Here is a 23,115-nt window from a genome sequence, read left to right on the forward strand (position 1 = left end):
ACGACGAGCCCGCACTCCTCCACACAACGCAACCCACTACGAATCCGGCCCGACGGCCACGGTGAAGCCCCGTAAGGGCAGCGCCCTTCTAGGGGCGCGGGGAACTGCGCGACCAGCCACAACGGACCCCGCACCCCACCACGCACCGCAACCCACCGCGAACCCCCCGGCCTCCCCACGGAGTTAATGCATTGACGCCCCTCACCACCCACGCCTTCAACCTCCCCGACCGCCTCTCCGCCAAGGCCACCCCCGCCCTGATCGCCGACGACGAGCGGCACTTCGGCGCCATCGCGCGCTGTCTCGACGAGACGATCGCCGAGCTGTCCGACCGCCTCGACGCCGAGCTGAGGGCGCCCGGCGGCACGGGCAGGGCGGCGATGGACCGGGACATCGAGGTGCACCGGCTGACCGGACGGCTGCGCACCCTGCGCCGCTTCGGCCTGGACCTCTGTCTGGGCCGCATGGTCGGCACGGACGCCCCCGAGCCCGTGTACGTCGGCCGCCTCGGCCTCACCGACAGCGAGGGCCGCCGGCTGCTGCTCGACTGGCGGTCACCCGCGGCCGAACCCTTCTTCGCCGCGACCCGCGCCGACCCGATGGGCCTGCGCAGCCGCCGCCGGTACCGCTGGACGGACGGCCGGATCGGCGACTACTGGGACGAGGTGTTCACCGCCGACGCCCTGGAAGGGCACGCGGCGCTCGACGACCAGTCCGCCTTCGTCGCCAGCCTCGGCGCCGACAGGTCGGAGCGGATGCGCGACGTGCTCGCCACGATCCAGGCCGACCAGGACGCCATCATCCGCGCCGGCTCCCGGGGCGCCCTGGTCGTCGACGGCGGCCCGGGCACCGGCAAGACGGTCGTCGCCCTGCACCGCACCGCCCACCTGCTGTACTCCGACCCCCGCCTGGGCCACCGCCGGGGCGGAGTGCTGTTCGTCGGCCCGCACCGGCCGTACCTGAACTACGTCTCCGACGTCCTGCCCAGCCTCGGCGAGGAGGGCGTGCAGACCTGCGTCCTGCGCGACCTCGTGGACGAGGGGGCCGACGCCGGGCCCGAGGCCGACCCGGACGTGGCCCGGCTGAAGTCCTCCGCGGAGCTGGTGCGGGCGATCGACACCGCCGTCCGCTTCTACGAGGAGCCGCCCGCCGAGGCCATGACCGTCGGCACCGAATGGGCCACCTTCCGGCTGAGCGCCGACGACTGGGCCGACGCGTTCCGGGCCCCGGCTCCGGGCACCCCCCACAACGAGGCCCGGGACCAGATCTGGGACGAGCTGACCGCCATCCTGCTGGACAGGTACGACGGCGACGACGTCACCCCCGAGCAGTTCCGCCGGTCCCTGCTGCGGAACCGGGAGCTGGTCGGCACCCTGCACGGGGCGTGGCCGCTGCTGGAGGCGACCGACCTGGTCGGAGACCTGTGGTCGGTGCCCGCCTATCTGCGGATGTGCGCCCCCTGGCTCGACCGCGACGAGGTCCGCACGCTGCAGCGCGCGGACGCTCAGGCCTGGACGGTGTCCGACCTGCCGCTCCTGGACGCGGCCCGGCAGCGGCTCGGCGACCCGGAGGCGGCCCGGCGCGGACAGCGCCAGGCGGCCGTCCTCGCCGCCCAGCGCGAGCGGATGGCGCAGGTCGTCGACAACCTGATCGGGGCCGTCGCCGACTCCGGCGCCGACGGGGACGAGGGCGAGGGCCTGGTGCGGATGCTGCGCGGGGCGGACGCCGAGGTCAGCCTGGTCGACGAGTCCGAACTGGGCGCCGTCACCCCGGACCTCCTCGCCGGCCCGTTCGCGCACATCGTCGTCGACGAGGCGCAGGAACTGACCGACGCGGAGTGGCAGATGCTGCTGCCGCGCTGCCCGTCCCGCAGCTTCACCATCGTCGGGGACCGCGCCCAGGCCCGGCACGGGTTCCCCGAGAGCTGGCGGGAGCGGCTGGAGCGGATCGGGCTGGACCGGATCACCCTGGCCTCGCTCACCGTCAACTACCGCACCCCGGAAGAGATCATGGCGGAGGCCGAGCCGGTCATCCGGGCCGTGCTGCCGGACGCCAACGTGCCGACCTCGATCCGCGCCGGCGGCCTGCCCGTCCTGCACGGCTCGGTCGCCGAGCTGCGGCCGTTCCTCGACGGCTGGCTCGCCGCGCACACCGAAGGCATCGCCTGTGTGATCGGCGACCCCGCCTTCGCACCGACGCCCCGGGTCCGCTCGCTGACCCCGGAACTGTCGAAGGGACTCGAATTCGACCTGGTGGTCCTCGTCGACCCGCAGGACTTCGGCGAGGGCGTCGAGGGCGGGGTCGACCGGTATGTGGCCATGACCCGGGCGACCCGGCAGCTCGTCGTCCTGACCAGCGGCTAGTCCGCCTCCGCGAGGGACAGCTCGGCCCAGATCGTCTTGCCCTCGGGCGTGTGCCGGCTGCCCCAGCGCTGGGTCAGCTGGGCCACCAGCAGCAGGCCGCGGCCGCCCTCGTCCCAGGTCTTGGCCCGGCGCAGGTGCGGGGCGGTGTGGTTGGTGTCGGAGACCTCGCAGATGAGGGTGGTGGTGTCGTGGATCAGCCGGAGCCGGATGGGGTGGGCGCCGTAGCGGATGGCGTTGGTGACCAGCTCGCTGACCACCAGCTCCGCCGTGAAGGCGGCCAGGCTCAGACCCCACTCGTCCAGCTGCTCCACGACCTGCTTGCGGATCGGCGCGACCAGCGCGGGGTCGGCGGGGACGTCCCAGGTCGCCACCCGGGACGGCGGCAGGACCCGGGTACGGGCCAGCAGCAGGGCCACGTCGTCGGCCGCGCCACCGGGCGGCAGCAGGGCGTGCAGGATCCGGTCGCAGGTCTCGTCCAGGGAGTCGCTGTAGGCCGCCAGCGCCTCGTGCAGGAGCCGGCGGGCGGTGTCCGGGTCCCGGTGGCGTGAGTTGACCAGCCCGTCCGTGAACATCGCCAGCACCGAGCCCTCGGGCAGCTCGATCTCGGTGGACTCGAAGGGCAGCCCGCCCAGGCCCAGCGGGGGACCGGCGGGCAGGTCCACCTCGTGCAGGCGGTGGCCCGGGCGCAGCAGGACGGGCGGCGGATGGCCGGCGCGGGCCAGGGTGCAGCGCCGGGACACCGGGTCGTAGACCGCGTACAGGCAGGTCGCGCCGACCTCGCCCGGGCTGCCCTCGCCGCCGCGCTCCTCCGACAGCCGGACCACCAGGTCGTCGAGGTGGGTGAGCAGCTCGTCCGGGGCCAGGTCGATGTCGGCCAGGGTGCGCACGGCGGTGCGCAGCCGGCCCATGGTGGCCGAGGCCTGCACCCCGTGCCCGACGACGTCCCCGACGACCATGGCGACCCGCAGCCCCGACAGCGGGATCACGTCGAACCAGTCGCCGCCCACCCCGGCCCGGGCCGCCGGCAGATAGCGGGAGGCGGCGTGCAGGGCGGCGGTGCGCGGCAGCGTCCGGGGCAGCAGGCTGCGCTGCAGGGCCAGGGCGGTCTCCCGCTCGCGCGAGTAGCGGCGGGCGTTGTCGACGCAGACGGCGGCCCGGGCCGTGATCTCCTCCGCCAGCAGCACGTCGTCCGGGCTGAACGGGTCGATCCGCCGGTGCCGGCTCAGCACCGCGACCCCCAGGGTCACCCCGCGCGCCTGGATCGGCACGGACATCGTGGAGTGGATACCGAACTCGCGTACCCGCTCCGCGCGCGCCGGGTTCCAGCGCACCCACTGCCCGATGTCGGTGGACGGCATCGAGGCCAGGATGGTCCGCCCCGCGATGAGCGAGTCGGCCTGCGCGGAGGAGGCGGGGTAGACCTCGGTGTGCTCCGGCTTCACCACCGCCTCGGGCACCCCGGGCAGCACGGACTGGTGCGCGATACGGCGCAGGGTGACCGGTGCCGTCAGCCGTCCCGGGAGCTCGCCGCCGTCCTCCGGCGGGTCCAGCAGGTCGACGGTGACGAAGTCGGCCAGCGCGGGCACGCAGACGTCCGCCAGCTCCTGGGCCGTACGGGTGACGTCGAGGGTGGTGCCGATGCGCACGCTCGCCTCGTTGACCAGCTGGAGCCGCTCCCGGGCCAGGTAGTTCTCGGTGAAGTCGTGGGCGGCCAGGCTCACGCCCCGCACCTGCCCCGAGGCGTCGGTGATCGGCGCCATCCGGGCCAGCCAGGCGTGCGCCCGCTCCTCGCCGCCGGTGCGCATGTACGTCTGGACGTCCAGCGGGCGGCCCGAGGTCAGTACCCGGAGCATGTTCCGTTCCAGCTCCGCGCTCTGCGGCTGGCCGCCGATCTCGGCGATCCGCAGCCCCTGGATCCGCTCCTCGGGCAGCCCGATGACGTCGGCCATCGCGTCGTTCACCCGGCGCAGCCTGAGCTGGTGGTCGTAGACCGCGATGGCGCACGGCGACTGCGTCAGCGCGGCCGTGGCCAGCGGGTCCTGTGGGACGGCCGGGCCGCCGCCGTCCAGCGGCGAGACCACCAGCCAGTGGCTGGGCCGCCCGTCCTGGGCCGTGCGGTGGTGCGCCAGCAGCCAGACCGGGAGGCTACGGCCGTCCCGGCGGCGGAGTTCGAGGGTGCCGTCCCAGCGGGAGCCGGCGGGGACGGGCGGTGCGGTGTCCCCGGCCAGCAGGAGTGCGGCGGGCCGGCCCACGACCTCGTGGGCCGGGTGGCCGAGGAGCCGTCGCGCGCCCTCGTTCCACTCGACCAGCGTGCCGTTCTCGTCGATGACAGCCCGGGCCGTCGCCGCATCGTCGAACGGATAGACCCGGCTCATCTCGCCACTCCCAAGCGCACACTCAGCGTCAACAGGTGCACCACTGCTGTTCAGCCTAGTGCGTCCGGCCCTGCTGTGAACGGCAACCCGGGTGCGGCCGAACGGCTGGGACCGCGTCCGGTCCGAAGAGCCGAACGGGAACCGGCCGACGGGACGAAAGGGGTGTCCATACGGTACCGGAGTCTTGACGGGCGCACATGGCACACCGTCAGAATCTGTTTGTTCACGATCAGTTGTGAGTAGTTCTGGGCCCTGATGAGGGAGAGCCGCACCATGACGGTCACACGCAGATCGGTTCTGGCAGCCGCCACGGCAGCCCCGACGGCCGGCGCCCTGCTGGGCGCCCCGGGCGCCTGGGCGGTCCCGGAGACGGGTACGTCCCCGCAGGTCACCGGCCGCCGCACGGTCGCCCTGCGGGACGGCTGGCGGTTCGCGCTGGTCAACCCGGGCGGGATCACCGACCCGACCGGCGGCTACGCGGACGCCGCCGACCCCGGGTACGACGACTCGGCCTGGCGGCAGGTCGCCGTACCGCACGACTGGAGCATCGAGCAGACCCCCACCACCGACCACGGCACCACCAGCGGCACCGGCTTCTTCCCGGGCGGCCTCGGCTGGTACCGGCTCGCCTTCACCCTGCCGCCCGGCTACGCCGGCAAGCGGATCTCGGTGGAGTTCGACGGCGTCTACATGGACTCGTACGTCTACTGCAACGGCACCCAGGTGGGCCGTCACCCCTACGGCTACACCGGCTTCGCCCTCGACCTCACCGACCTGCTGCACACGGACGGCAGCACCGAGAACGTCCTCGCGGTCAAGGTGCAGAACCAGCTGCCCAGCAGCCGCTGGTACTCGGGCAGCGGCATCTACCGCGAGGCCCGGCTGGTGGTCACCGAGCCCGTGCACGTGGCGCGCCGGGGGACGTACGTCACCACGCCGGACATCACCGCCGAGCGGGCGGTGGTCCGGGTGCGGACGGCCGTCGTCGACGCCTCCGGCACGGGCGCGGACGTCACGGTCGTCTCCCGGATCGCGGGACCCGACGGCCGCACGGTCGCCCGGACGTCCTCCACGGTCACCGTCAGCGGCTCCGGCGAGACCGCCGAGACCCATGAACTGACCGTCGACAGACCGAGGTTGTGGGACTTCACCGACCCGCACCGCTACACCCTGCACACCGAACTCCGCGTCGCCGGCACCACCACCGACGCCTGCCGCACGGTCTTCGGCATCCGGACCTACCGCTTCGACCCGGACGAGGGCTTCTCCCTCAACGGCGTCCCCGCCAAGATCAAGGGCGTCGACCTCCACCACGACCAGGGCGCCCTCGGCTCGGCGATCAGCGCCGACGCGGTCCGCCGACAGATGACCGTCATGAAGTCGATGGGCGTCAACGCCTTCCGCACCTCGCACAACCCGCCCTCGCCGCAGATGATCGAGGTCTGCGAGGAACTGGGCATCGTGATGATGGTGGAGGCCTTCGACTGCTGGCGGACCGGCAAGACCAAGTACGACTACGGCCGGTTCTTCGACGAGTGGTGCGAGAGCGACGCCACCGAGATGGTCCTCGCCGCCCGCAACTCGCCCGCCGTGGTCCTGTGGTCCATCGGCAACGAGATCCCCGACTCCACCTCCACCGCGGGCCTCGCCATGGCCGACCGGATCATCGCCGCCATCAGGGCCGCCGACGACACCCGCCCCCTGGTCATCGGCTCCGACAAGTACCGCGCTGTGCCGAAGAAGGGCTCCGCCGCCGACCTGATGCTGGCCAAGCTCGACGGTCTGGGCCTCAACTACAACACCGCCAAGTCCGTGGACGCGCTGCACGCGGCCTACCCGCACCTGTTCCTCTTCGAGTCCGAGTCCTCCTCGGAGACCTCCACCCGCGGCACGTACCAGGAGCCGGAACACCTCAACACGGGCGAGAACCACACCCCGGGCCGCCGCGCGACCTCCTCCTACGACAACAACCTGGCCTCGTGGACGATGAGCGGCGAGTACGGCCACAAGAAGGACCGGGACCGGAAGTGGTTCGCGGGCCAGTTCCTCTGGTCGGGCATCGACTACATCGGCGAGCCGACGCCGTACGACGTCTTCCCGGTCAAGTCGTCCTTCTTCGGCGCGGTCGACACGGCCGGCTTCCCCAAGGACATGTACCACCTCTTCCGCAGCCAGTGGGTGGACGAGCCGATGGTGCACCTGGTGCCGATGACCTGGAACCACGAGGAGGGGGACACCGTCGAGGTGTGGGCCTACGCCAACGTGCCCTCCGTCGAGCTGTTCCTCGACGGAAAGTCGCTGGGCACCAGGGAGTTCGACACCAAGACGACCACCGACGGCCGCACCTATCTGGAGACCACCGAGGCCACCGGCGACGACAAGACCTTCACCACCGGCCCCTACCCCGGCAGCTACACCAGCCCCAACGGCAGCGCGGGCAAGCTCCACCTGACCTGGCAAGTGCCGTACCGGCCCGGTGAGTTGAAGGCGGTGGCCCGGCGGGACGGCAAGGTGGTCGCCACCGACGTCCTGCGCACCGCGGGCGAACCCCGTGCCGTGCGGCTCACCGCCGACCGCGACTCCCTCGCCGCCGACGGGCGTTCACTGGTCTTCGTGACCGCCGAGATCGTCGACGCGCACGGCGTGGTGGTGCCCGACGCCGAGCACCTCCTCTCCTTCGGCGTGACCGGCGGCTCGCTCGCCGGGCTCGACAACGGGCGTGAGGAGAGCGCCGAGCGCTACCAGGCCAGCACCCGAACCGCCTTCCACGGCAAGGCACTCGCCATCGTGCGCTCCGGCACGAAGCCGGGCGCCCTCAAGGTGACCGCGCGGGCGGACGGCCTGCGCAAGGACACCGTCACCGTGCACACCACCCGCGCCCGAGCCGTGGCGAGCACCCCCGCCCCGGACTTCGGCCCGGACTACCCGGTTCCCCCGAACTACCCCCACGCGGACGCCAGTTACTCCGGCCGCGAGGACACCCCGCCCGCCGCCGTGCTCGACGGCGACCCGGCGACCGGCTGGTCCAACGCCTTCGCCAAGTCGGCCACCGCCCTGCTGCCCGCGTTCGGCGGGGCCCGGGCCGAGGACTGGGTGTCGGTCGACTTCGGGCGCGACCGCACCGTCGACCGGGTGGACGTCTCCTTCACCGTGGACGCGACCCACGCGCTGCCCGCGGCGGTCGAGGTGGCGGTCTGGGACGGGAAGGCCTACCGGGCCGTGGACGGTACGGCGGTGGACTGGGCCACCGCCTCGGACAGCCCGACCGTCATCACGTTCACCCCGGCCCGCGGCTCCCGGATCCGGCTCACCCTGACCAGCGCCCACCCCGGGGAGACCTCGGGGGCGGTGCGGATCAGCCGGCTCGACATCTGACGACGGCCCGAGAGGTCCGAGCGGTCCGAGCGACCCCAGCAATCCGGCGGGACGGGCGGGACGGGCGACGGCCGCCGGTCCCGCCCGGACCGGCGGCCGACATCCAGTCCTGGTCCACCAACCAGACGGCCGTCGACCGGAACGCCGCCCTGGCCTGGACGGCGTCCTTCGCGGCGGACCAGGGGCGCGGCTAGGACGCGTCGTGGAAGACCAGTCCCAGGGTGCGGCGGCGGCCGGTGCGGACGGTGCTCACCCCGTGCCGCACCGCTCCGGCCGACCAGCCGCGCCGGGTGCGCACGGGGTGGTCGCGGGTGGTGAACACCAGGCCGTGGCCCTGCCGGAGCGGTGTGGCCGTGCCCCGGGACTGGGCGCGGGGGCGCTGTTCGACCATCAGGAACTCGCCGCCCGTGTAGTCCTCGCCGTACGCGTCGAGGCCGATCACCACCTGGAGCGGGAAGACCAGGTCGCCGAAGACGTCCCGGTGCAGGGCGTTCCAGTCGCCGGGGCCGTAGCTCAGCAGGATCTGGGCGGAGCGGTCCTGGCCTGCCGCGTGGCAGCGCGCCAGCCACGCGTCCAGGGCGTCGGGCCACGGGGCCGGGCGGTCCAGCCGGGCCGCCCAGTCCCGGGCGATCGGCAGCAGCCGGGGGTACAGCGCGGCGCGCAGCGCGGCCACCGGCCCGGGCAGGTCGTGGGTGAAGTAGCGGTACTCGCCCGAGCCGAACCGGTGCCGGGCCAGGTCCACCGTGGTGCGGAACAGCTCCGGTTCCTCGTAGCGGGCGGCCAGTTCGCGGCACTCCTCGGGGCCGAGCAGGGGAGCGGTCGGCGCGCAGCCGTGCTCGTCCAGTTCGGCGGCGAGCGCGGCCCAGTCGGTACCGGCCACCCGGCGGCGGGCCTCGGCGGGCGTGAGGGGAACGGCGGGCGTGAGGGGCATGGCGGTGCGGATCATGACGGTGCTCCCTTCCTCCTTTCCTCCTTCCTCAGCCGAGCATCGGCTGCAGCGCGCCCTCGTGGGTGAGCAGCCGTACCTTGTTCTCGACCCCGCCCGCGTAGCCGCGCATCGAGCCGTCGGCGCCGATCACCCGGTGGCAGGGGCGGATCAGGAGCAGGGGATTGGCGCCGACCGCCGCGCCCACCGCCCGGATCTCGGCCCGCTCCACGCCCAGCAGGGCGGCCAGTTCGCCGTACGTCGTGGTGGTGCCGTACGGGATGTCGTCCAGCGCCCGCCACACGCTCTGCTGGAAGTCCGTGCCGCGGGCGGCGCACGGAAGGTCGAAGCGGGTGAGCCGGCCGGCGAAGTAGGCGTCCAGCTGCCGCGACGCCTCGGTGAAGAGCCGGTCGGCGCGGTCGGCCGGCCTGATCGGCTGTCCGGTGAGCGACAGGGCGGTGAGGACGACACCGCCGGGTGTCTCCTCGCCGGTCAGCCGCAGTTCGCCCAGCGGGCTGTCGTACACGGTGGACACGTCCATGGGATCCTCCTCGCTCCTCCATGACGTCGTGAGATCGAGTGTGACGCCGGACGGGCGGCCCGACCGGCGGAAAACGGACGCGGTGCTCGACCGCCGGAGGTACCTCACTGGGTCGGTCTTGACCTGCGGATATTTACGGGTAAGTACCCGCGCGGTACCGTGAAGGGCATGCCAGCTCTCAACGTGGAGTTCAGCGACCGCGAGCTAGAGGATCTCCGGCAGATCGCCAAGGAGCGCGGTACGTCCATGAAGGCCCTCGTGCGGGAGGCGGCCGCCGCCGACATCGCCCGGCACCGGGCGCTGCAGGAGGGGGCGGAGGAGTTCCGCCGCTTCTTCGCGGCCCACGCCGCCGAGTTCGCGGCCGCGTTCCCCGACGACGAGCCGCCCACGAAGGGCGAGGCCGCCTGAGTGATGCCGCCGGTCATCCATATCGACGTGCCGTGGCTGCTCCAGCGCCACGAGGAAGTGCTGCCGGACCAGCCCACGGTGAACGACTTCTCCGCGCTGGTCGCCGCCGTCGCCCGGCACCGGGTCGACCCGCCCCGGCTCGGCGTGGACTCCGACCCGGCCTGGCGGGCCGCCGCGCTGCTGCACACCCTCGCCCTGCTCAAGCCGCTGCCCGCGGCCAACGCCCGGTTCGCCTGCGCGACCGCCGTGGCCTACATGTTCGTCAGCGGCGCCGGCATCGACCCGCCGTACGGCGCCCTGGTCGACCTCGCCCGCGACCTGATGAGCGGCAAGGCGGACGTCTACGCCGCGGCGGACCGGCTCCGTTCCTGGCAGCTCTGACCCGCCCGGACGTGCGGGGAGAGCCGCCACCGCCCTCGAAGGCCGCCGGCCGAGGGCGGGAGGAACGGGGCCGGCGGCCTGTTTCGCGCGGAAGAGCCGCCTTTCCGTGCGGGGCCTTGCGAGGAGGGCCGGACATCAGTGGACTCCTCGGGCAGCCGGGCCGGGAGCGTGCGCGGGGGGCCGGAGTGTGCGCGCTGTTCACACGGGGTGTGCGGAAAGTGAATACGGCCGTGACCGGACAATGGCGGCACCCGCCTTTCTGACATTCTGTCAATGCTGTCGATGTTGTACGGGCGCCTTGTTGCTTGTGTGAGACTTGTGCGAGGGTGAATCATCCACGCGGGGGGAATGGCCGGGGCCTATTCGGCAGTTGGGGAACGAGACCGACACCGTCTCGGCGAATTTCCGCTCTCCGCAAGCGCACCGAAAAAGGTGCGCACCACACGCACCAAAGGAATCCGCTCAGTGCCCACCCCCCACCCGCCTCGCCCTCCCTATCCGCCGCCGGGCGGTGGTGCGGGGGAGTCCGACGAGTCCCTCGCCGCCCCGCTGCGAGCCGGATCCGACATCGAGGCCTCCCGGTCCGCCGCGCTGCTCATGGCCCGGCACTGGCGTCCCGTGCAGGAGTACGCGGTCATCTGCCTCGCGGCCTCCGGTCCCGTCTCCCACATGGTCGCGGCCGCGGCCTTCCACCAGGTCCTCGACCGGGTGACCCTCGGCGAGACCGCCGACGCGCTGCGGCCCCGACTGCTGGTCACGGTCCGGGACACGGTCGCCAACTGGTCCGCGGAGGACCGAATAGCGGAGGTTCTCCCCGACCTCGGGAAGCCGGCCGGCGGCCGTGGCATGCGTGCCACGAAGCCCATGGCACCGGAAAACCGCGCCCTCGCGGAGCGTTCATTCCTGGGCCTTCCGGCGCTCGCCCAGAGTCTGCTGTGGCACACCGAGGTCGAGGCCGAACCCATAACCGTACCCGCCGGTCTGTTGGGCATGGACACGGCAACCGCATCGGCCGCTCTCGAAGACGCCCGGGAGAAATTCCGCGAGGGCTGTGTCCGCGCCCACCGGGACCTCGCGCCGTCCACCGAGTGCCGCTACTACAACCGGCTGCTGGACGTTCCGCTCCGCCGCGGCGGCGCCCTGCTCCCGGACGTCCAGGAGCATCTCGCGGAGTGCCCCTACTGCCGGGCCGCCGCCGAACAACTCGGTCTCGTCGAGGGCGGTCTGGGGGTGCTGCTCGTCGAAGCGGTGCTCGGCTGGGGAGCCCGCCGCTACCTCGACTCGCGCCCGGGACGCAAGGGCGCCGAGCCCGACACCCCGCGTACCCGCTCCTCCTCGCGGCGCTCCGGAGGCGGGCGCCGGCGCGCCACCGCCCGGACGCGGATCCTGGCCCGGATCCCCGTGCAGGTGCGCCGCCCGCCCGGCTCCTGGTCCTCCAAGACCCTGCTCACCAGCGTCGGCGTCGCCGGCGCGGGACTGCTGACCTCCGTGCTCGCGGTCAGCGCGCTCTCGGGCGGCGGCGACGGCAGCGACGCCGTCGCGACCGCCGGCCAGATCCCCGGCGACACCGACCCGGACGTGACGCCCACCTCCGGCACGGCCCGGCTGCCCACCGCCGACCACCAGACCCGGCTGCGCAACGAGGCCGCCCAGCTCTGCCTGGACATCAAGGGCGCGCCGCGGGCCGGGGCGAGCGTCGTCCTCGCCGTGTGCTCGACGTCCGGGACCCAGCTGTGGACGTACGAGAGCGACGGCGAGGTGCGCAGCGCGGCCGATCACGACCTGTGCCTGGACTCGCACGCCGACGGCGGGGTGGTCATCCTCGGTACCTGCGCCGCGGCCGACGCCGAGCGCGGTCAGGACGTGCGCTACGACCTCACCGTCCAGGGCGAGTTGCTGCCCCGCTGGGACGAGACCCTCGCCCTCGCCACGGCCGGGGTGGACCCCGACGCCGACGTCGTCGTCAAGGTCCGCGACCACTCCAGCGGCCAGCGCTGGCTGACCGACGCGCCGACCCCGTCCCAGAGCACCGGCTCCTTCTCCATCGCCGGGACCGGCGGCCCGTCGGCCCAGCCGGCGGAACTGTCCGGGAACTAGGTCCGGGCCGGGGCCCCGTTCACGATGTCGCGGGGTGCGCTGCCCGCCAGGAAGTCCAGGACGTTCTGGACGGCGGCCAGCGCGATCCGGATCAGGGTCTCCCGGGTGACGCCCCCGACGTGGGGTGACAGGACCACGTGGGGGGCGCGCAGCAACCGCAGGGCCGGGGTGGGCGGTTCGGGGTCGAAGACGTCCAGGCCCGCCCCGGCCAGGGTGCCCTTCTCCAGCGCGTCGGCCAGGGCCTCCTGGTCGATGAGCGCACCCCGGGCCGTGTTGACCACGAACGCGGTCGGCCTCAGGAGGGCGAGGCGCTCGGAGCCGAGGAGGTGGCGGGTCTCGGGGGTGAGGGGGCAGTGCAATGTCACATAGTCCGCGGCGGCCAGCAGCTCCTCCAGCGGGACGTACCGCGCACCCCCGTACCGCTCCTCCGTCTCCTCGGACGCTCGCCGGCGCTGCGTGTACAGGACGGTCATGTCGAAGGCCGCCGCCCGCCGGGCGACCTGCTGCCCGATCTGGCCGAGCCCCACGATGCCCAGCGTCTTGCCGGACAGCTCCGTGAGCGAGCGCTGCAGCCGGGGGAGCGCCCAGTCGCCCTCGGCCAACGCCTGGTGCGCGGGGACCAGTTGCTTGGCCAGGGCCAGCATCAGCGCGAAGGTCTGCTCGGCCACGTTCTGCGCCTCGGCCCCGCTGGAGCCGATCGTGCACACGGACACGCCCTGCGCCCGCGCCGCCTCCGTGTCGACGTAGTCGAAGCCGTGGCTCGCGCACTGCACCAGCTCCAGCTCCGGCGCGGCGGCCAGGTGTTCGGCGGTCACCGGGGCGAGCGCGGTGATCACGACGCGTGCCGCCCGCAGCGCCGCCGGGTCCTCACCGGCCGACTCGACGACGGTGACCTTCGCGTCGGCGGGGAACAGGGACGCCATCCCGGCACCGGCCGCCCGGCCGCCGACGTGCGGCGGGATGACGGCGAGGACGTTCTTCGGGGCGGTCACGCGGACTCCTCGATCAGGTCCGCCGCGGTGATCGCGGCAGGGGTGGAGTGTCCGGACAGGGCGAGGGTGAGGTCGAACTCGGCGAGCAGCGAGCGGATCACATGGTCCACGCCGGCCTGTCCGTCGAGGCCGAGCCCGTAGACGTACGGCCGCCCCAGCAGGACCGCCTTCGCCCCCAGCGCGAGCGCCTTGAACACGTCGTCCCCGGTGCGCACCCCGCTGTCGAACAGCACGGTCAGCCGGTCGCCCACCGCCGCGGCGACCCGGGGCAGCGCGTCGGCCGCGGCCACCGAACCGGCCACCTGCCGGCCGCCGTGGTTGGACACCACGACCCCGTCCATCCCGGCGTCGACGGCGAGTCGGGCGTCGTCCGGGTGCAACACGCCCTTCAGGACGATCGGCCCGTCCCAGTGCTCCCGCAGGAAGGCCAGGTCCGGCCAGGTGTGGCTCGGGTTCCCGAACAGGCCGAGGAAGTGCAGCACGGCCGCGTTGGGGTCCTCGTGCACCGGCTTGGCGAGCCCTGCCCGGAACGCCGGGTCGGTGAAGTAGTTGGCGGTGCCCACCCCGTTGAGGAACGGCAGATACGCCTGGTCGAGATCGCGCGGGCGCCAGGACAGCAACGGCGTGTCGAGCGTGACCACCAGCACCGAGAACCCGGCCGCCCGCGCCCGCCCGAGAAAGCTCCTCGTCACCTCGCGGTCCCGGCCCCAGTACAGCTGGAACCACCGCTCCGCGTCCCCCATCGCCTCCGCCACCTCCTCCATCGGCGTGCTGGAGGCGGACGAGAGGACGAACGGCACGCCGTGCGCGGCGGCGGCCCGGGCGGCGGCGGACTCGGCGTCCGGGTGCATGATCGACAGCACGCCGACGGGCGCCAGCGCCAACGGGGCCGGCAGCGCGCGGCCCAGCACCTCCACCGCCAGGTCCCGCTCCCCGACGTCCCGCAGCATGCGCGGCACGATGCGGCGCCGCTCCAGGGCGGACCGGTTGGCGCGCATCGTGCCGCCGTCGCCGGCGCCGCCCGCCACATAGCCCACCGGGCCGGGCCCGAGCCGCCGCTCGGTCAGCTCCTCCAGGCGGGTCAGATCGGTGGGCAGCCGCGGTACCGCGCCCGTCATCCCGTTGAGATAGATCTCGTACTGGAAGTCCGCCCAGTGCTTGGCCATCCGCCCCGCCTCTCCACGTCGAGTACGCGTCGTGGCGACCATACTCGTCGGTATGTGCGGGGCCGTACACCGCCCTTGGGCGGCGGCTCGCGGCGCTCGCCGCAGGCCGGGGGTAGTCCGGGCCTCAGTCTTCCTCCGCGTCCGGTCCCTGGGCCCGGACCCGCTCGACGTGCTCCAGCGACTCGCGCAGTTCGGCGAGCCAGTCGTCCGTGTGCTTCTGCACCAGCCGTACGCACCAGGCCAGCGCCTCGCTGCGGCTGCGTGCCACGCCCCCGGCGATCAGGGTGTCCAGCACCTGGCGCTCGGGCTGGCGCAGCCGGGTCATGACCGGCGCCGCGACATGCGTGAACAGCGCCCGCCGCCCGTCGCACTCCACGCCCCAGGACACCTTGTGCCCGAACCGGTGCTCGGCCTCCCGGGCCACGGCCATCCGGCTCTCCCGGGTGCGCTCCCGGAACTCCTGGATGCGGCCCTGTACGGCGGCCTGCCGCTCGGCGTCCGGCACCCCGTCCGCCAGCCTGGGTCCGGGGATCCGCCCGATGACGGTGACCTCCTCGCGGTCGGCCGTCACCTCGACCAGTTCCTCGAAGAGGTCGTCGGGCAACCGGCCGGCGAACCAGCCGCGCAGCTTGTCTCGTTGCTCCTGAGTAATCATGTAATGACGATTACTCCGTTGCAGTCCAAAGGCAAGGGCTTGCCGGGAACTCCGCCCACAGCGGAAGCGGAATGTTTCAGGACGATTAACGAGGTAGCGGGATCCGGCCATCTGGCCGCTTCGAGCGATCAAGAACCGCTCCGTTGAGCGGTCGACGCGTTCGAATTCCGTGACTTCACGCCACTGATTCAATACGCAAGGTTACTGAAAGCTGTGGGTTCGATGTGTGTTTCGACGCCGGAGTCGGCAGAGTGGCGCCCGCCGCCCCGGCACCCACCGGGCCGAGGGCGGCACCCGTCGAATCAAGCGGAAGGATGCACACAATGCGAACCACCGCGCGCTGGGCAGCGACCCTCGGCCTCACGGCCGCCGCCGTCTGCGGACCCCTGACCGGGGCCGCCGTCGCCACCCCGAGCTCGCTCTACGCTCCCTCGGCCCTGGTGCTCACCACCGGCCACGGCAGCGAGGCGGCCACCGCCACTCCCGAACGCGCCGTGACCCTCACCTGTGCCCCGGGCGCCTCCGGCACGCACCCGGCCGCCGCCCAGGCCTGCGCCGAACTACGCGGCGCCGGCGGCGACTTCGACGCGCTGGCGCCGAGAACCGACGTGTGGTGCACCAAGCTCTACGACCCCGTCGTGGTCACGGTGGAAGGCGTCTGGCAGGGCAAGCGCGTCTCCTACGAGCGCACCTTCGGCAACCAGTGCATGAGGGACTCCTACGGGGCGAGCGTCTTCGCCTTCTGAGAGCCCGGGATCGCATGGTCCTCGTGACTGCCGGACAGGTCCGCAACTGGGGAGTGCGGCCCCTGGAGCGGGGCACCTGCGATCTCGCACCGGAGGTCGGACGGGCGGAGTGGGGCCGCCCGCCGACCTCCGGCATCACCGCCGCTCCCCGGCGCTCCCGTCCCGGGGAAACCCGGGGAGCGGCGGAAACCGCCCCAGCAGCCCGGAGGCCCGTAACAGCCGCGGCACCTGGGGCCCTTCGCACACCAGCCGCAGCCGCCCGCCACGCTCCCTGGCCCGCGCCTCGGCCCGGCACAGCACCCTGAGCGCCGAACAGTCGAGAAACCCGATCCGCCGCAGATCGACCAGCACATCGGGCTCGGCCTCCGCGGTCGCCGCGAGCAGATGCTCGGCGACCAGCTCCTCGGTGGCGATGTCGACCTCGCCGAAGACCTCGACGACGAGGTACGGCCCCCCTCGCCGGGTACGCGCACAGGAGTTGGCGGCGGGCAGCCCGGGGTCAACGGCTTCCGACGTCATCTCAGCGCTCCACCTCGCCGGGGCGGGTATGGGCCCGGTTGTTACCCACTGGGAGCGCGTGTCATCCCTGCTGGCACCCGCGCAAGATCGGGTTCACTCGACACGGTGAATTTATGTCAAATGGCTTGACTGAAGCGCCTCGTAAGGGGCGCGGGGAACTGCGCGACCAGCCACAGCGCACCCGCAGAGAACAACGGCGAGGGGCCACCGTCTCCCTGCTGACGGCGACCCCTCAGTACCCGCGGCTCTGCGGAAGCTACATGTGCACGACCGGCGCCGCGTCGGCATCCTGCTCCGGCACACCCGGCCGGAACAGCAGGAACGCGATCACCGCACCCGCCGCGAACAGCCCGGCCGACCACCAGAACGCGGTGGTGTAGCTCTCGATCGTCGCCTGCGCCTGCACCAGCTTGCTGGTCGCGTCCCGCCCGGCCAGGTAGTCCGTCGCCGCGCTCGCGGCCAGCGTGTTGAGCAGCGCCGTACCGATGGAACCGCCCACCTGCTGCATCGCGTTGACCGTCGCGGAGGCGACACCGGCCTCATCGGCGGTCACCCCGCCCGTGGCGAGCTGCATGGTCACCGGCATGACCAGGCCGAGGCCGAAGCCGACGATGATCACCTGCGGCAGGACGGCGCTGACGTAGCTGGATCCCGTGCCGATCCCGGTGAGCCAGGCCATGCCGGCCGCGGCGATGGCGAAGCCCAGCGGTACGAGCACCTTCGGGCCGATCCGCGGCAGCAGGGCCGTGGTGCCGAGCTGCGCGGCGACCATCAGCGCGGCGACCATCGGCAGGAACGACACACCGGTCTTGGTCGGGCTGAAGCCGAGGTTGAGCTGGAGGTAGTAGGTGAGGAAGAGGAACACGCCGAACATGCCGCCGGCGGAGATCAGGACGGCCAGGAAGGACGCGCCCCGGCTGCGGTCCAGCAGGATGCCGAGCGGCAGCAGCGGGTGCGAGGCCTTGGTCTGCCACCAGGCGAAGGCGGCCAGCAGCACACCGCCCGCGAGCAGGAAGCCCCAGGTCAGCGGCGAACCCCAGTCGTGCGTCTCGGCGTTGGAGAAGCCGTACACCAGGGCGAACAGACCGGCGGCGACCAGGACCGTGCCCGGCACGTCCAGCTTGGAGTTCTGGGCGTCGCGGTGGTTGTGCAGCAGCATCATGCCGCCGGCGAAGGCGACGACGGCGATCGCGACGTTCACGTACAGGGTCCAGCGCCAGTCGAAGGCGTCGGTCAGCACACCGCCGAGCAGCAGACCGACCGCGCCGCCGGCACCGGCGATGGCGCCGTAGACGCTGAACGCCCGCGCCCGTTCCTTGGCGTCGGTGAACGTGGTGTTGAGCAGGGAGAGCGCGGCCGGTGCGAGCAGCGCGCCGAAGGCACCCTGCAGGGCGCGCGCGGTGACCAGCATGCCGAAGCCGTTCGCGGCACCGCCCAGTGCCGAGACGGCGGCGAAGCCGACGACTCCGACGAGGAAGGCGGTCTTGCGGCCGAACAGGTCCGCTATCCGGCCGCCGAGCAGCAGCAGGGACGCGAAGGCGAGGGCGTACGCGGTGACGATCCACTGCCGGTTGCCGTCGGAGAAGCCGAGGTCCGCCTGCGCGGACGGCAGGGCGATGTTCACGATGGTGGCGTCGAGCACCACCATGAGCTGGGCGACGGCGACGACCGCGAGGATCCACCACCGCTTGGACGAGGTGTCCGCCGGTGGCGTTTCTGCGGTGCCGACGTGGGCGTCGTCGGTCAGAGTCTTCTCAGACATGGGAGAACTACTCCAGGGAAGTCGTTCGGGATTCACCAAGAAGCCGCCTCGCCATGACGGCCCGTTGGCGCGTCGCGAACGAAACGGTTTCGTACACATCGAGACTAGACCACTTTCAGCGAAACGGCAACGTTTCGCTGGGGAAGGGGGCCGATCATGGTCGACGGCATGCTCGCGGTGGCCGGCGCGGACCTCTACTACGAGGTCAGGGGTGCCGGTCCGGCCCTGTTGATGATCAGCGGCGCGGGCGGTGACGCGGGCTACTACGCGGCGGTCGCCGAGGACCTCGCGGACGCCTTCACCGTGATCACCTACGACCGGCGCGGCAACTCCCGCAGCACCGGCCGCGACGGCACGCCGACGACCCTCGACGAACAGGCGGCGGACGCCCGCGCGGTCATCGCGGCCCTGGCCGGCGGGCACGCCCTGGTCTTCGGCAGCAGCGCCGGCGCGATCATCGGCCTCACCCTGGCGGCCCGTCATCCGGAGGTGATGTCGGGGCTCGTCGCCCATGAGCCCCCGGCCGTCAACGTCCTGCCCGACGGGGACCCGGCCCGCGCCTTCTTCCCGGAACTGGCCGCGGTCCACGCGCGGGGCGGAGGACCGGCCGCCGGCCGCCACTTCGCACGGGGAGTCCGTGGTGAGGGCACCTACCGCTGGCCGGACGACCTCTGGAAACGGTTCCTCGCCAACCAGGACCACCTCTTCACCGCCGAATGGCCCGCCCTCGCCTCCTTCCGCCCCGACGAACAGGCGCTGCGCTCGGCACCGTTCCCGGTCGTGCTCGGTGCGGGCAGTGAGGATCGTGGCGCGTACTACGCCCGCCCGTCGATCGAGATCGCCCGCAGGATCGACGCCCCGTGGGCGGAGTTCCCCGGCATCCACATGGAGTACCTGCGCGCTCCGGCCCCCTTCGCGGCAGCGATCCGCGCACTGGCAACCCTCCTGAACTGGCAGGCAACGGCCGGTCCCCCCACCTGAGGGGCGCGGGGAACTGCGCGACCAGCCCCCACCGCCCGCAACTGTTCGTATGTCCGTCACGCCTCCTGTGTATTCCTTGACAGGCATATAACCGTGAAGGCATATTGGATCCATGTCCGAAGACACCCTCTGGACCGCCCTCGCCGACCCCCACCGGCGGGCCATAGTCGGCCTCCTCCTGGAGCGCTCCCGCCCCGTCGGCGAGATCGTGGACGCATGCGGCCTCAGCCAGCCGAGCACCTCCAAGCACCTCAAGGTGTTGCGGGAGGCCGGCCTGGTCCGGGTACGGCAGGACGCCCAGCGCCGGGTCTACGCCCTCGACCCGGCCCCCATCGCCGAGCTGGACGCCTGGCTGGCCCCCTACCGCCGGCTGTGGAACCGCGGCCTGGACACCCTGGGGCGCCGCCTCGACGAGACGGCCGCGTCGACGGACGACCCGGAAGAACCCTCCCCGAAGGACTGATCCCCATGCCCGCCGACCTCACCGGCACCTACGTCACCCTCGACGACGGCCGCCCGGCCGTCCGCTTCAGCCGCCTCTACGGCCATCCGGTCGACCGCGTCTGGCACTTCGTCACCGACCCGGACGAACTCGCCGAGTGGTTCCCCTCCCGCGCCGAGATCGACCTGCGGCCCGGCGGCGCCGTCAAGTTCACCGGCGACCCGAACATGCCCGAGTCCCACGGCACCGTGCTCGCCGTCGACCCGCCCCGCCACCTGGCCTTCGACTGGGGCGGCGACGAGATCCGCTTCGACCTGGCGGCGGACGGCGAGGGCCGCACCCGCTTCACCCTCACCCATGTGCCGAGCGAGGAGAACACCGCCGCCCGCGACAGCGCGGGCTGGGAGGTCTGCCTCGCCGCCCTCGACGCCAAGGCCCGGGGCGACCGCTTCGAGGGTCCGCACGCGGGCGTCAACGCGCCCTGGAAGGAGTACTACCAGGGCTATCTCGATGCGGGAGTGCCCTCCGGTGCCCCCATCCCGGGCATCGACGCCTGACCGGTCACGCCAGCTGCCGCCGCACCAGCTCGTGCAGCCGGCCGCCGGTGTCGGCGAGCAGCTGGGCCGGCGGGCCCTGCTGGGCGACCTTGCCGTCCTCCATCACGATCACCCGGTCGGCGTCCATGACCGTCGACAGCCGGTGGGCGATGACGATCCGGGTGGCGTTCAGCTTGCGGGTGCTCTCGATGACCGTGCGCTGGGTGTCGTTGTCGAGCGCGCTGGTCGCCTCGTCGAAGAAGAGGATGCGCGGGCGGCGGATCAGCGCCTGGGCGATCATCAGCCGCTGCCGCTGACCGCCCGAGATCGCGCCGCTGCCGGAGACGATCGTGTGCAGCCCCATCGGCATCCGCTTGATGTCCTCGGCGAGGCCCGCCATCTCGGCCGCCGCCATCGCCTCCTCGGGGGTGTACGGCTCGGTGCCGCAGATGACGTCCAGGATCGAGCCGGTGAACGGCTGCGCGTGCTGGAGCACCACCCCGCACTGGCGGCGGACGGCGGACTGGTCGAGCGCGCCCAGGTCCTGGCCGTCGTACAGGACGCTCCCCGAGACCGGCTTGTCGAAGCCGATCAGCAGCCGCAGCAGGGTGGACTTGCCGCAGCCGCTGGGGCCGACGATCGCCACGAACTCGCCCGGGCGGATGTCGAAGGAGACGTCGTCGAGGACGAGGGGGCCGTCGTCGGCGTACCGGAAGGACAGGCGGCGGGCCTCGATCGCGCCGGACAGCGGGCCGGGGCGGGTGCTGGCGGTGCGGACCTCGGGGGCGGCCTCCAGGACCGGCTTGATCTCCTCGAAGAGGGGGAGCGCGGCGACCGCCGACACGAAGGAGCCGGTCAGCTGGGTGACCGAGGTGAGCAGCATCGTCACCGAGGTGTTGAAGGTGAGGAAGGCCGCCGCGTCCATGGCGCCCTTCGCCGGGCCCGCGAGCAGCATGAACATCAGCAGGGTGCAGACCGGGAGGTAGACCGAGCCGAGGACCGTGGTGAGGTTCTTGATCCGGCCCACCTTCTGCTGGAGTTCACGGCTGCGCGCGAACTCGCCCGCCCAGGCGGCGTACGCGTAGTTCTCGGCCGCCGCCACCCGCAGCTTCGGCAGGCCCCGCAGGGTCTGGAAGGCCTGGTTGTTCAGCTTGTTGCCGAGCACCACCAGCTTGCGCTGCCAGCGCACCTGCCACAGCCCGAGTCCCAGGAACAGCGCGGCGATGACCACGAGCATGCCCAGCGCGGCCAGGGCCATCGGGACGCTGAACCAGAACAGCAGGCCCAGGTTCATCGCGCCGACGGTCACCGACTGGGCGACCACCGGGCCGACGCCCGCGAGCAGCCGGCGGATCGCGCTGATGCCCATGGCCGCGCTCGCCAGCTCACCGGTCGAGCGCTGGGTGAAGAACTTCGTGGGCAGCCGCAACAGCCGGTCCCAGACGGCGGGTTGGAGCGTCGCCTCGATACGGCCCTCCAGCCGGAGGATGGTCAGGTTCTCCAGGAGTGTGAACGCGGCCGACACCACGGCGCTGATCATCACCGCGAGGCAGACCTGCACGATGAGGTTCGTCTGGGCCTTCGGCACGTAGTCGCCCAGCACCTTGCCGGTGGCGATCGGCACCAGCGAGCCGATCGCGACGGTCACCAGCCCGGCGAGGAGCAGCCCGCCGAGGTCGCCGCGGGTGCCCTGGAGGCTGAACCGGAGCAGGCCCAGCGGGCTGAGTGCCTTGTCGGGCAGCGGGCGGTAGAACATCACCGCGCGCGGCTCGAACTCCTCCGCGTTCGCCTTCTCGATCGGCGTCTCCCGGCCGGTCGCCGGATGGACGGCCACATAGCCGCCGCGCCGCCACAGCAGCGCGACCGGCGCCCCGGACAGGGCGCGGTGTCCGACCAGCGGTCCGACGTCGTCCCGCCACCAGCTGCCGTCCAGGCGTACGGCCCGGGTCCGTACCCGGGAGGCCAGCGCCACCCGCTCGATGGGGTCGACGCGGTCGCTCCCGGCCGGTCCCGCGCCGCTCTGCGCGGGCTCGGCGAGGGTGATGCCGGTCGCCTGGGCGACCAGCCTGCAGGCCGCGTAGGAGGCGTCGGCGTCGGCGGCCGTGGTGCGCTTGGCCGCCTTGCCGATGGAGGCGAGGAGCGTCCGGTCGGCCTGGGCGCGGACCGCCTCACCGGCCTTGATACCGGCCGCCGTACGCGTCTCGTGGGTGCGTTCCAGCTGCTCGATCCAGCGGTCCAGGGTGGTCAGCAGCCGGTACTGCTGGTCGACCATGCTCTGCCACAGGGCCGGGTCCATCAGCAGGTCGGCCGCCGCCTCCGCGCCGTACAGCGAGCCGTACTGCACGCTGCCGGGCGGCACCTGCATCCAGAAGACGTCGTCGTCGGTGGGGGCCGCGGCGCGCTCGCTCGCGGTCATCGGGGCCTGGAAGAGGATGGACAGGCCGCGGCCGACGCCGAGGGCGAGGGCGTACTCCAGGGGGCTCGTGGTCGGCGGTACGTACTGGGGGTTGCCGTACTCGTCGTAGGACCAGGTCTGGGTGCCGGCCGGCTGGTACAGCTCGCGCAGGCCGATGCGGTGGACCACGCAGTCCCGCAACGGGCGGGCCACCAGCGTGTGTTGAGGCCCCGAGACCGGACCGAGCAGCAGCGCGCCCGCCTCCAGCCGCCCCAAGTGGTGCCAGTGGCCCTGCTGTTCGGCGTCCACCGCGAACAGGTCCAGGGCGCCGGACGCCACCAGCCACAGCGTCTGCGGGCCTTCGAGGTCGAGGCGGTTGAAACCGGCGCAGTCGATCCGGGAGCCCAGCGAGCCGAGCGCGCCGAGAACGAGGTCGCCTCCGTCCGTGGTCGTCAT

18 protein-coding genes are annotated in these 23,115 nt (G+C 72.7%); 9 read left to right on the forward strand and 9 right to left on the reverse strand.

From position 1 onward, the window contains the following. Window positions 1-191: 191 nt before the first annotated feature. A complete protein-coding gene (helR, locus tag ACGFZS_RS17335) occupies window positions 192-2,363 on the forward strand; it encodes an RNA polymerase recycling motor ATPase HelR (protein WP_393795775.1) in 2,172 nt (723 codons plus the stop codon). Here the strand turns inward: helR and ACGFZS_RS17340 are convergent. Further along, window positions 2,360-4,738 carry a SpoIIE family protein phosphatase gene (locus ACGFZS_RS17340; protein WP_393795776.1) on the reverse strand — a complete coding sequence of 793 codons (2,379 nt, stop codon included), beginning with the start codon at window positions 4,736-4,738 and terminating at the stop codon, window positions 2,360-2,362. The two genes, helR and ACGFZS_RS17340, sit on opposite strands and share 4 nt — an antisense overlap. A 273-nt stretch (window positions 4,739-5,011) precedes the next feature. Between ACGFZS_RS17340 and ACGFZS_RS17345 the strand changes: the two genes are divergently transcribed. Then, complete coding sequence (locus ACGFZS_RS17345) at window positions 5,012-8,113, forward strand: glycoside hydrolase family 2 TIM barrel-domain containing protein (RefSeq protein ID WP_393795777.1); 3,102 nt, start codon at window positions 5,012-5,014, stop codon at window positions 8,111-8,113. 190 nt (window positions 8,114-8,303) lie between these two features. Here the strand turns inward: ACGFZS_RS17345 and ACGFZS_RS17350 are convergent, their stop codons facing one another. Next, a complete protein-coding gene (locus tag ACGFZS_RS17350) occupies window positions 8,304-9,044 on the reverse strand; it encodes a 2OG-Fe(II) oxygenase (RefSeq protein ID WP_393796023.1) in 741 nt (246 codons plus the stop codon). A 46-nt stretch (window positions 9,045-9,090) separates the two neighbouring features. Then, complete coding sequence (locus ACGFZS_RS17355) at window positions 9,091-9,579, reverse strand: methylated-DNA--[protein]-cysteine S-methyltransferase (protein ID WP_393795778.1); 489 nt, start codon at window positions 9,577-9,579, stop codon at window positions 9,091-9,093. Between the two features lie 168 nt (window positions 9,580-9,747). Between ACGFZS_RS17355 and ACGFZS_RS17360 the strand changes: the two genes are divergently transcribed. The 3 genes from ACGFZS_RS17360 (at window position 9,748) to ACGFZS_RS17370 (ending at window position 12,465) form a co-directional block, all read left to right on the forward strand. Next, window positions 9,748-9,987: a hypothetical protein gene (locus ACGFZS_RS17360; RefSeq protein WP_355709416.1), complete on the forward strand. Its 240-nt coding sequence runs from the start codon at window positions 9,748-9,750 to the stop codon at window positions 9,985-9,987. Between the two features lie 3 nt (window positions 9,988-9,990). Then, on the forward strand, window positions 9,991-10,368 hold the full coding sequence (locus tag ACGFZS_RS17365; protein ID WP_359225082.1) for a toxin Doc: 378 nt from the start codon (window positions 9,991-9,993) through the stop codon (window positions 10,366-10,368). A 465-nt stretch (window positions 10,369-10,833) separates the two neighbouring features. Next, complete coding sequence (locus ACGFZS_RS17370) at window positions 10,834-12,465, forward strand: RICIN domain-containing protein (protein ID WP_393795779.1); 1,632 nt, start codon at window positions 10,834-10,836, stop codon at window positions 12,463-12,465. Here ACGFZS_RS17370 and ACGFZS_RS17375 read toward each other — a convergent pair. The 3 genes from ACGFZS_RS17375 to ACGFZS_RS17385 all read right to left on the reverse strand — a co-directional run bounded on the left by ACGFZS_RS17375 (window position 12,462) and on the right by ACGFZS_RS17385 (window position 15,278). Continuing rightward, window positions 12,462-13,457, reverse strand: coding sequence for a 2-hydroxyacid dehydrogenase (locus tag ACGFZS_RS17375; RefSeq protein ID WP_393795780.1), 996 nt, complete (start codon window positions 13,455-13,457; stop codon window positions 12,462-12,464). The two genes, ACGFZS_RS17370 and ACGFZS_RS17375, sit on opposite strands and share 4 nt — an antisense overlap. Then, window positions 13,454-14,623 carry a lactate 2-monooxygenase gene (locus tag ACGFZS_RS17380; protein WP_393795781.1) on the reverse strand — a complete coding sequence of 390 codons (1,170 nt, stop codon included), beginning with the start codon at window positions 14,621-14,623 and terminating at the stop codon, window positions 13,454-13,456. Before ACGFZS_RS17380 ends, ACGFZS_RS17375 begins: the two co-directional genes overlap by 4 nt. A gap of 124 nt (window positions 14,624-14,747) precedes the next feature. Beyond that, the gene (locus ACGFZS_RS17385) at window positions 14,748-15,278 is read right to left on the reverse strand and encodes a hypothetical protein (protein WP_393658855.1); all 531 of its coding nucleotides are present in this window, start codon (window positions 15,276-15,278) and stop codon (window positions 14,748-14,750) included. Window positions 15,279-15,601: 323 nt separating this feature from the next. Between ACGFZS_RS17385 and ACGFZS_RS17390 the strand changes: the two genes are divergently transcribed. Further along, a complete protein-coding gene (locus ACGFZS_RS17390) occupies window positions 15,602-16,024 on the forward strand; it encodes a protease inhibitor (protein WP_355719868.1) in 423 nt (140 codons plus the stop codon). A 135-nt stretch (window positions 16,025-16,159) separates the two neighbouring features. Here the strand turns inward: ACGFZS_RS17390 and ACGFZS_RS17395 are convergent, their stop codons facing one another. Next, the gene (locus tag ACGFZS_RS17395; RefSeq protein ID WP_393658859.1) at window positions 16,160-16,543 is read right to left on the reverse strand and encodes an STAS domain-containing protein; all 384 of its coding nucleotides are present in this window, start codon (window positions 16,541-16,543) and stop codon (window positions 16,160-16,162) included. Window positions 16,544-16,799: 256 nt separating this feature from the next. Then, window positions 16,800-18,305 (reverse strand): MFS transporter, encoded by a 1,506-nt coding sequence (locus ACGFZS_RS17400; RefSeq protein ID WP_393795782.1) that lies wholly within the window; start codon window positions 18,303-18,305, stop codon window positions 16,800-16,802. 156 nt (window positions 18,306-18,461) lie between these two features. Here ACGFZS_RS17400 and ACGFZS_RS17405 point away from each other — a divergent pair, with 156 nt between their 5' ends. The 3 genes from ACGFZS_RS17405 to ACGFZS_RS17415 all read left to right on the forward strand — a co-directional run bounded on the left by ACGFZS_RS17405 (window position 18,462) and on the right by ACGFZS_RS17415 (window position 20,285). Beyond that, window positions 18,462-19,286 carry an alpha/beta fold hydrolase gene (locus ACGFZS_RS17405; RefSeq protein ID WP_393795783.1) on the forward strand — a complete coding sequence of 275 codons (825 nt, stop codon included), beginning with the start codon at window positions 18,462-18,464 and terminating at the stop codon, window positions 19,284-19,286. A 112-nt stretch (window positions 19,287-19,398) separates the two neighbouring features. Continuing rightward, on the forward strand, window positions 19,399-19,749 hold the full coding sequence (locus ACGFZS_RS17410) for an ArsR/SmtB family transcription factor (protein ID WP_393658865.1): 351 nt from the start codon (window positions 19,399-19,401) through the stop codon (window positions 19,747-19,749). A gap of 5 nt (window positions 19,750-19,754) precedes the next feature. Further along, window positions 19,755-20,285, forward strand: a complete 531-nt coding sequence (locus tag ACGFZS_RS17415) for an SRPBCC family protein (RefSeq protein WP_393795784.1) — start codon at window positions 19,755-19,757, stop codon at window positions 20,283-20,285. Window positions 20,286-20,289: 4 nt separating this feature from the next. Here ACGFZS_RS17415 and ACGFZS_RS17420 read toward each other — a convergent pair whose 3' ends face one another. Further along, a complete protein-coding gene (locus tag ACGFZS_RS17420) occupies window positions 20,290-23,115 on the reverse strand; it encodes an NHLP bacteriocin export ABC transporter permease/ATPase subunit (RefSeq protein ID WP_393795785.1) in 2,826 nt (941 codons plus the stop codon).

The organism is Streptomyces sp. NPDC048288, assembly GCF_043201555.1.
Classification (GTDB): domain Bacteria; phylum Actinomycetota; class Actinomycetes; order Streptomycetales; family Streptomycetaceae; genus Streptomyces.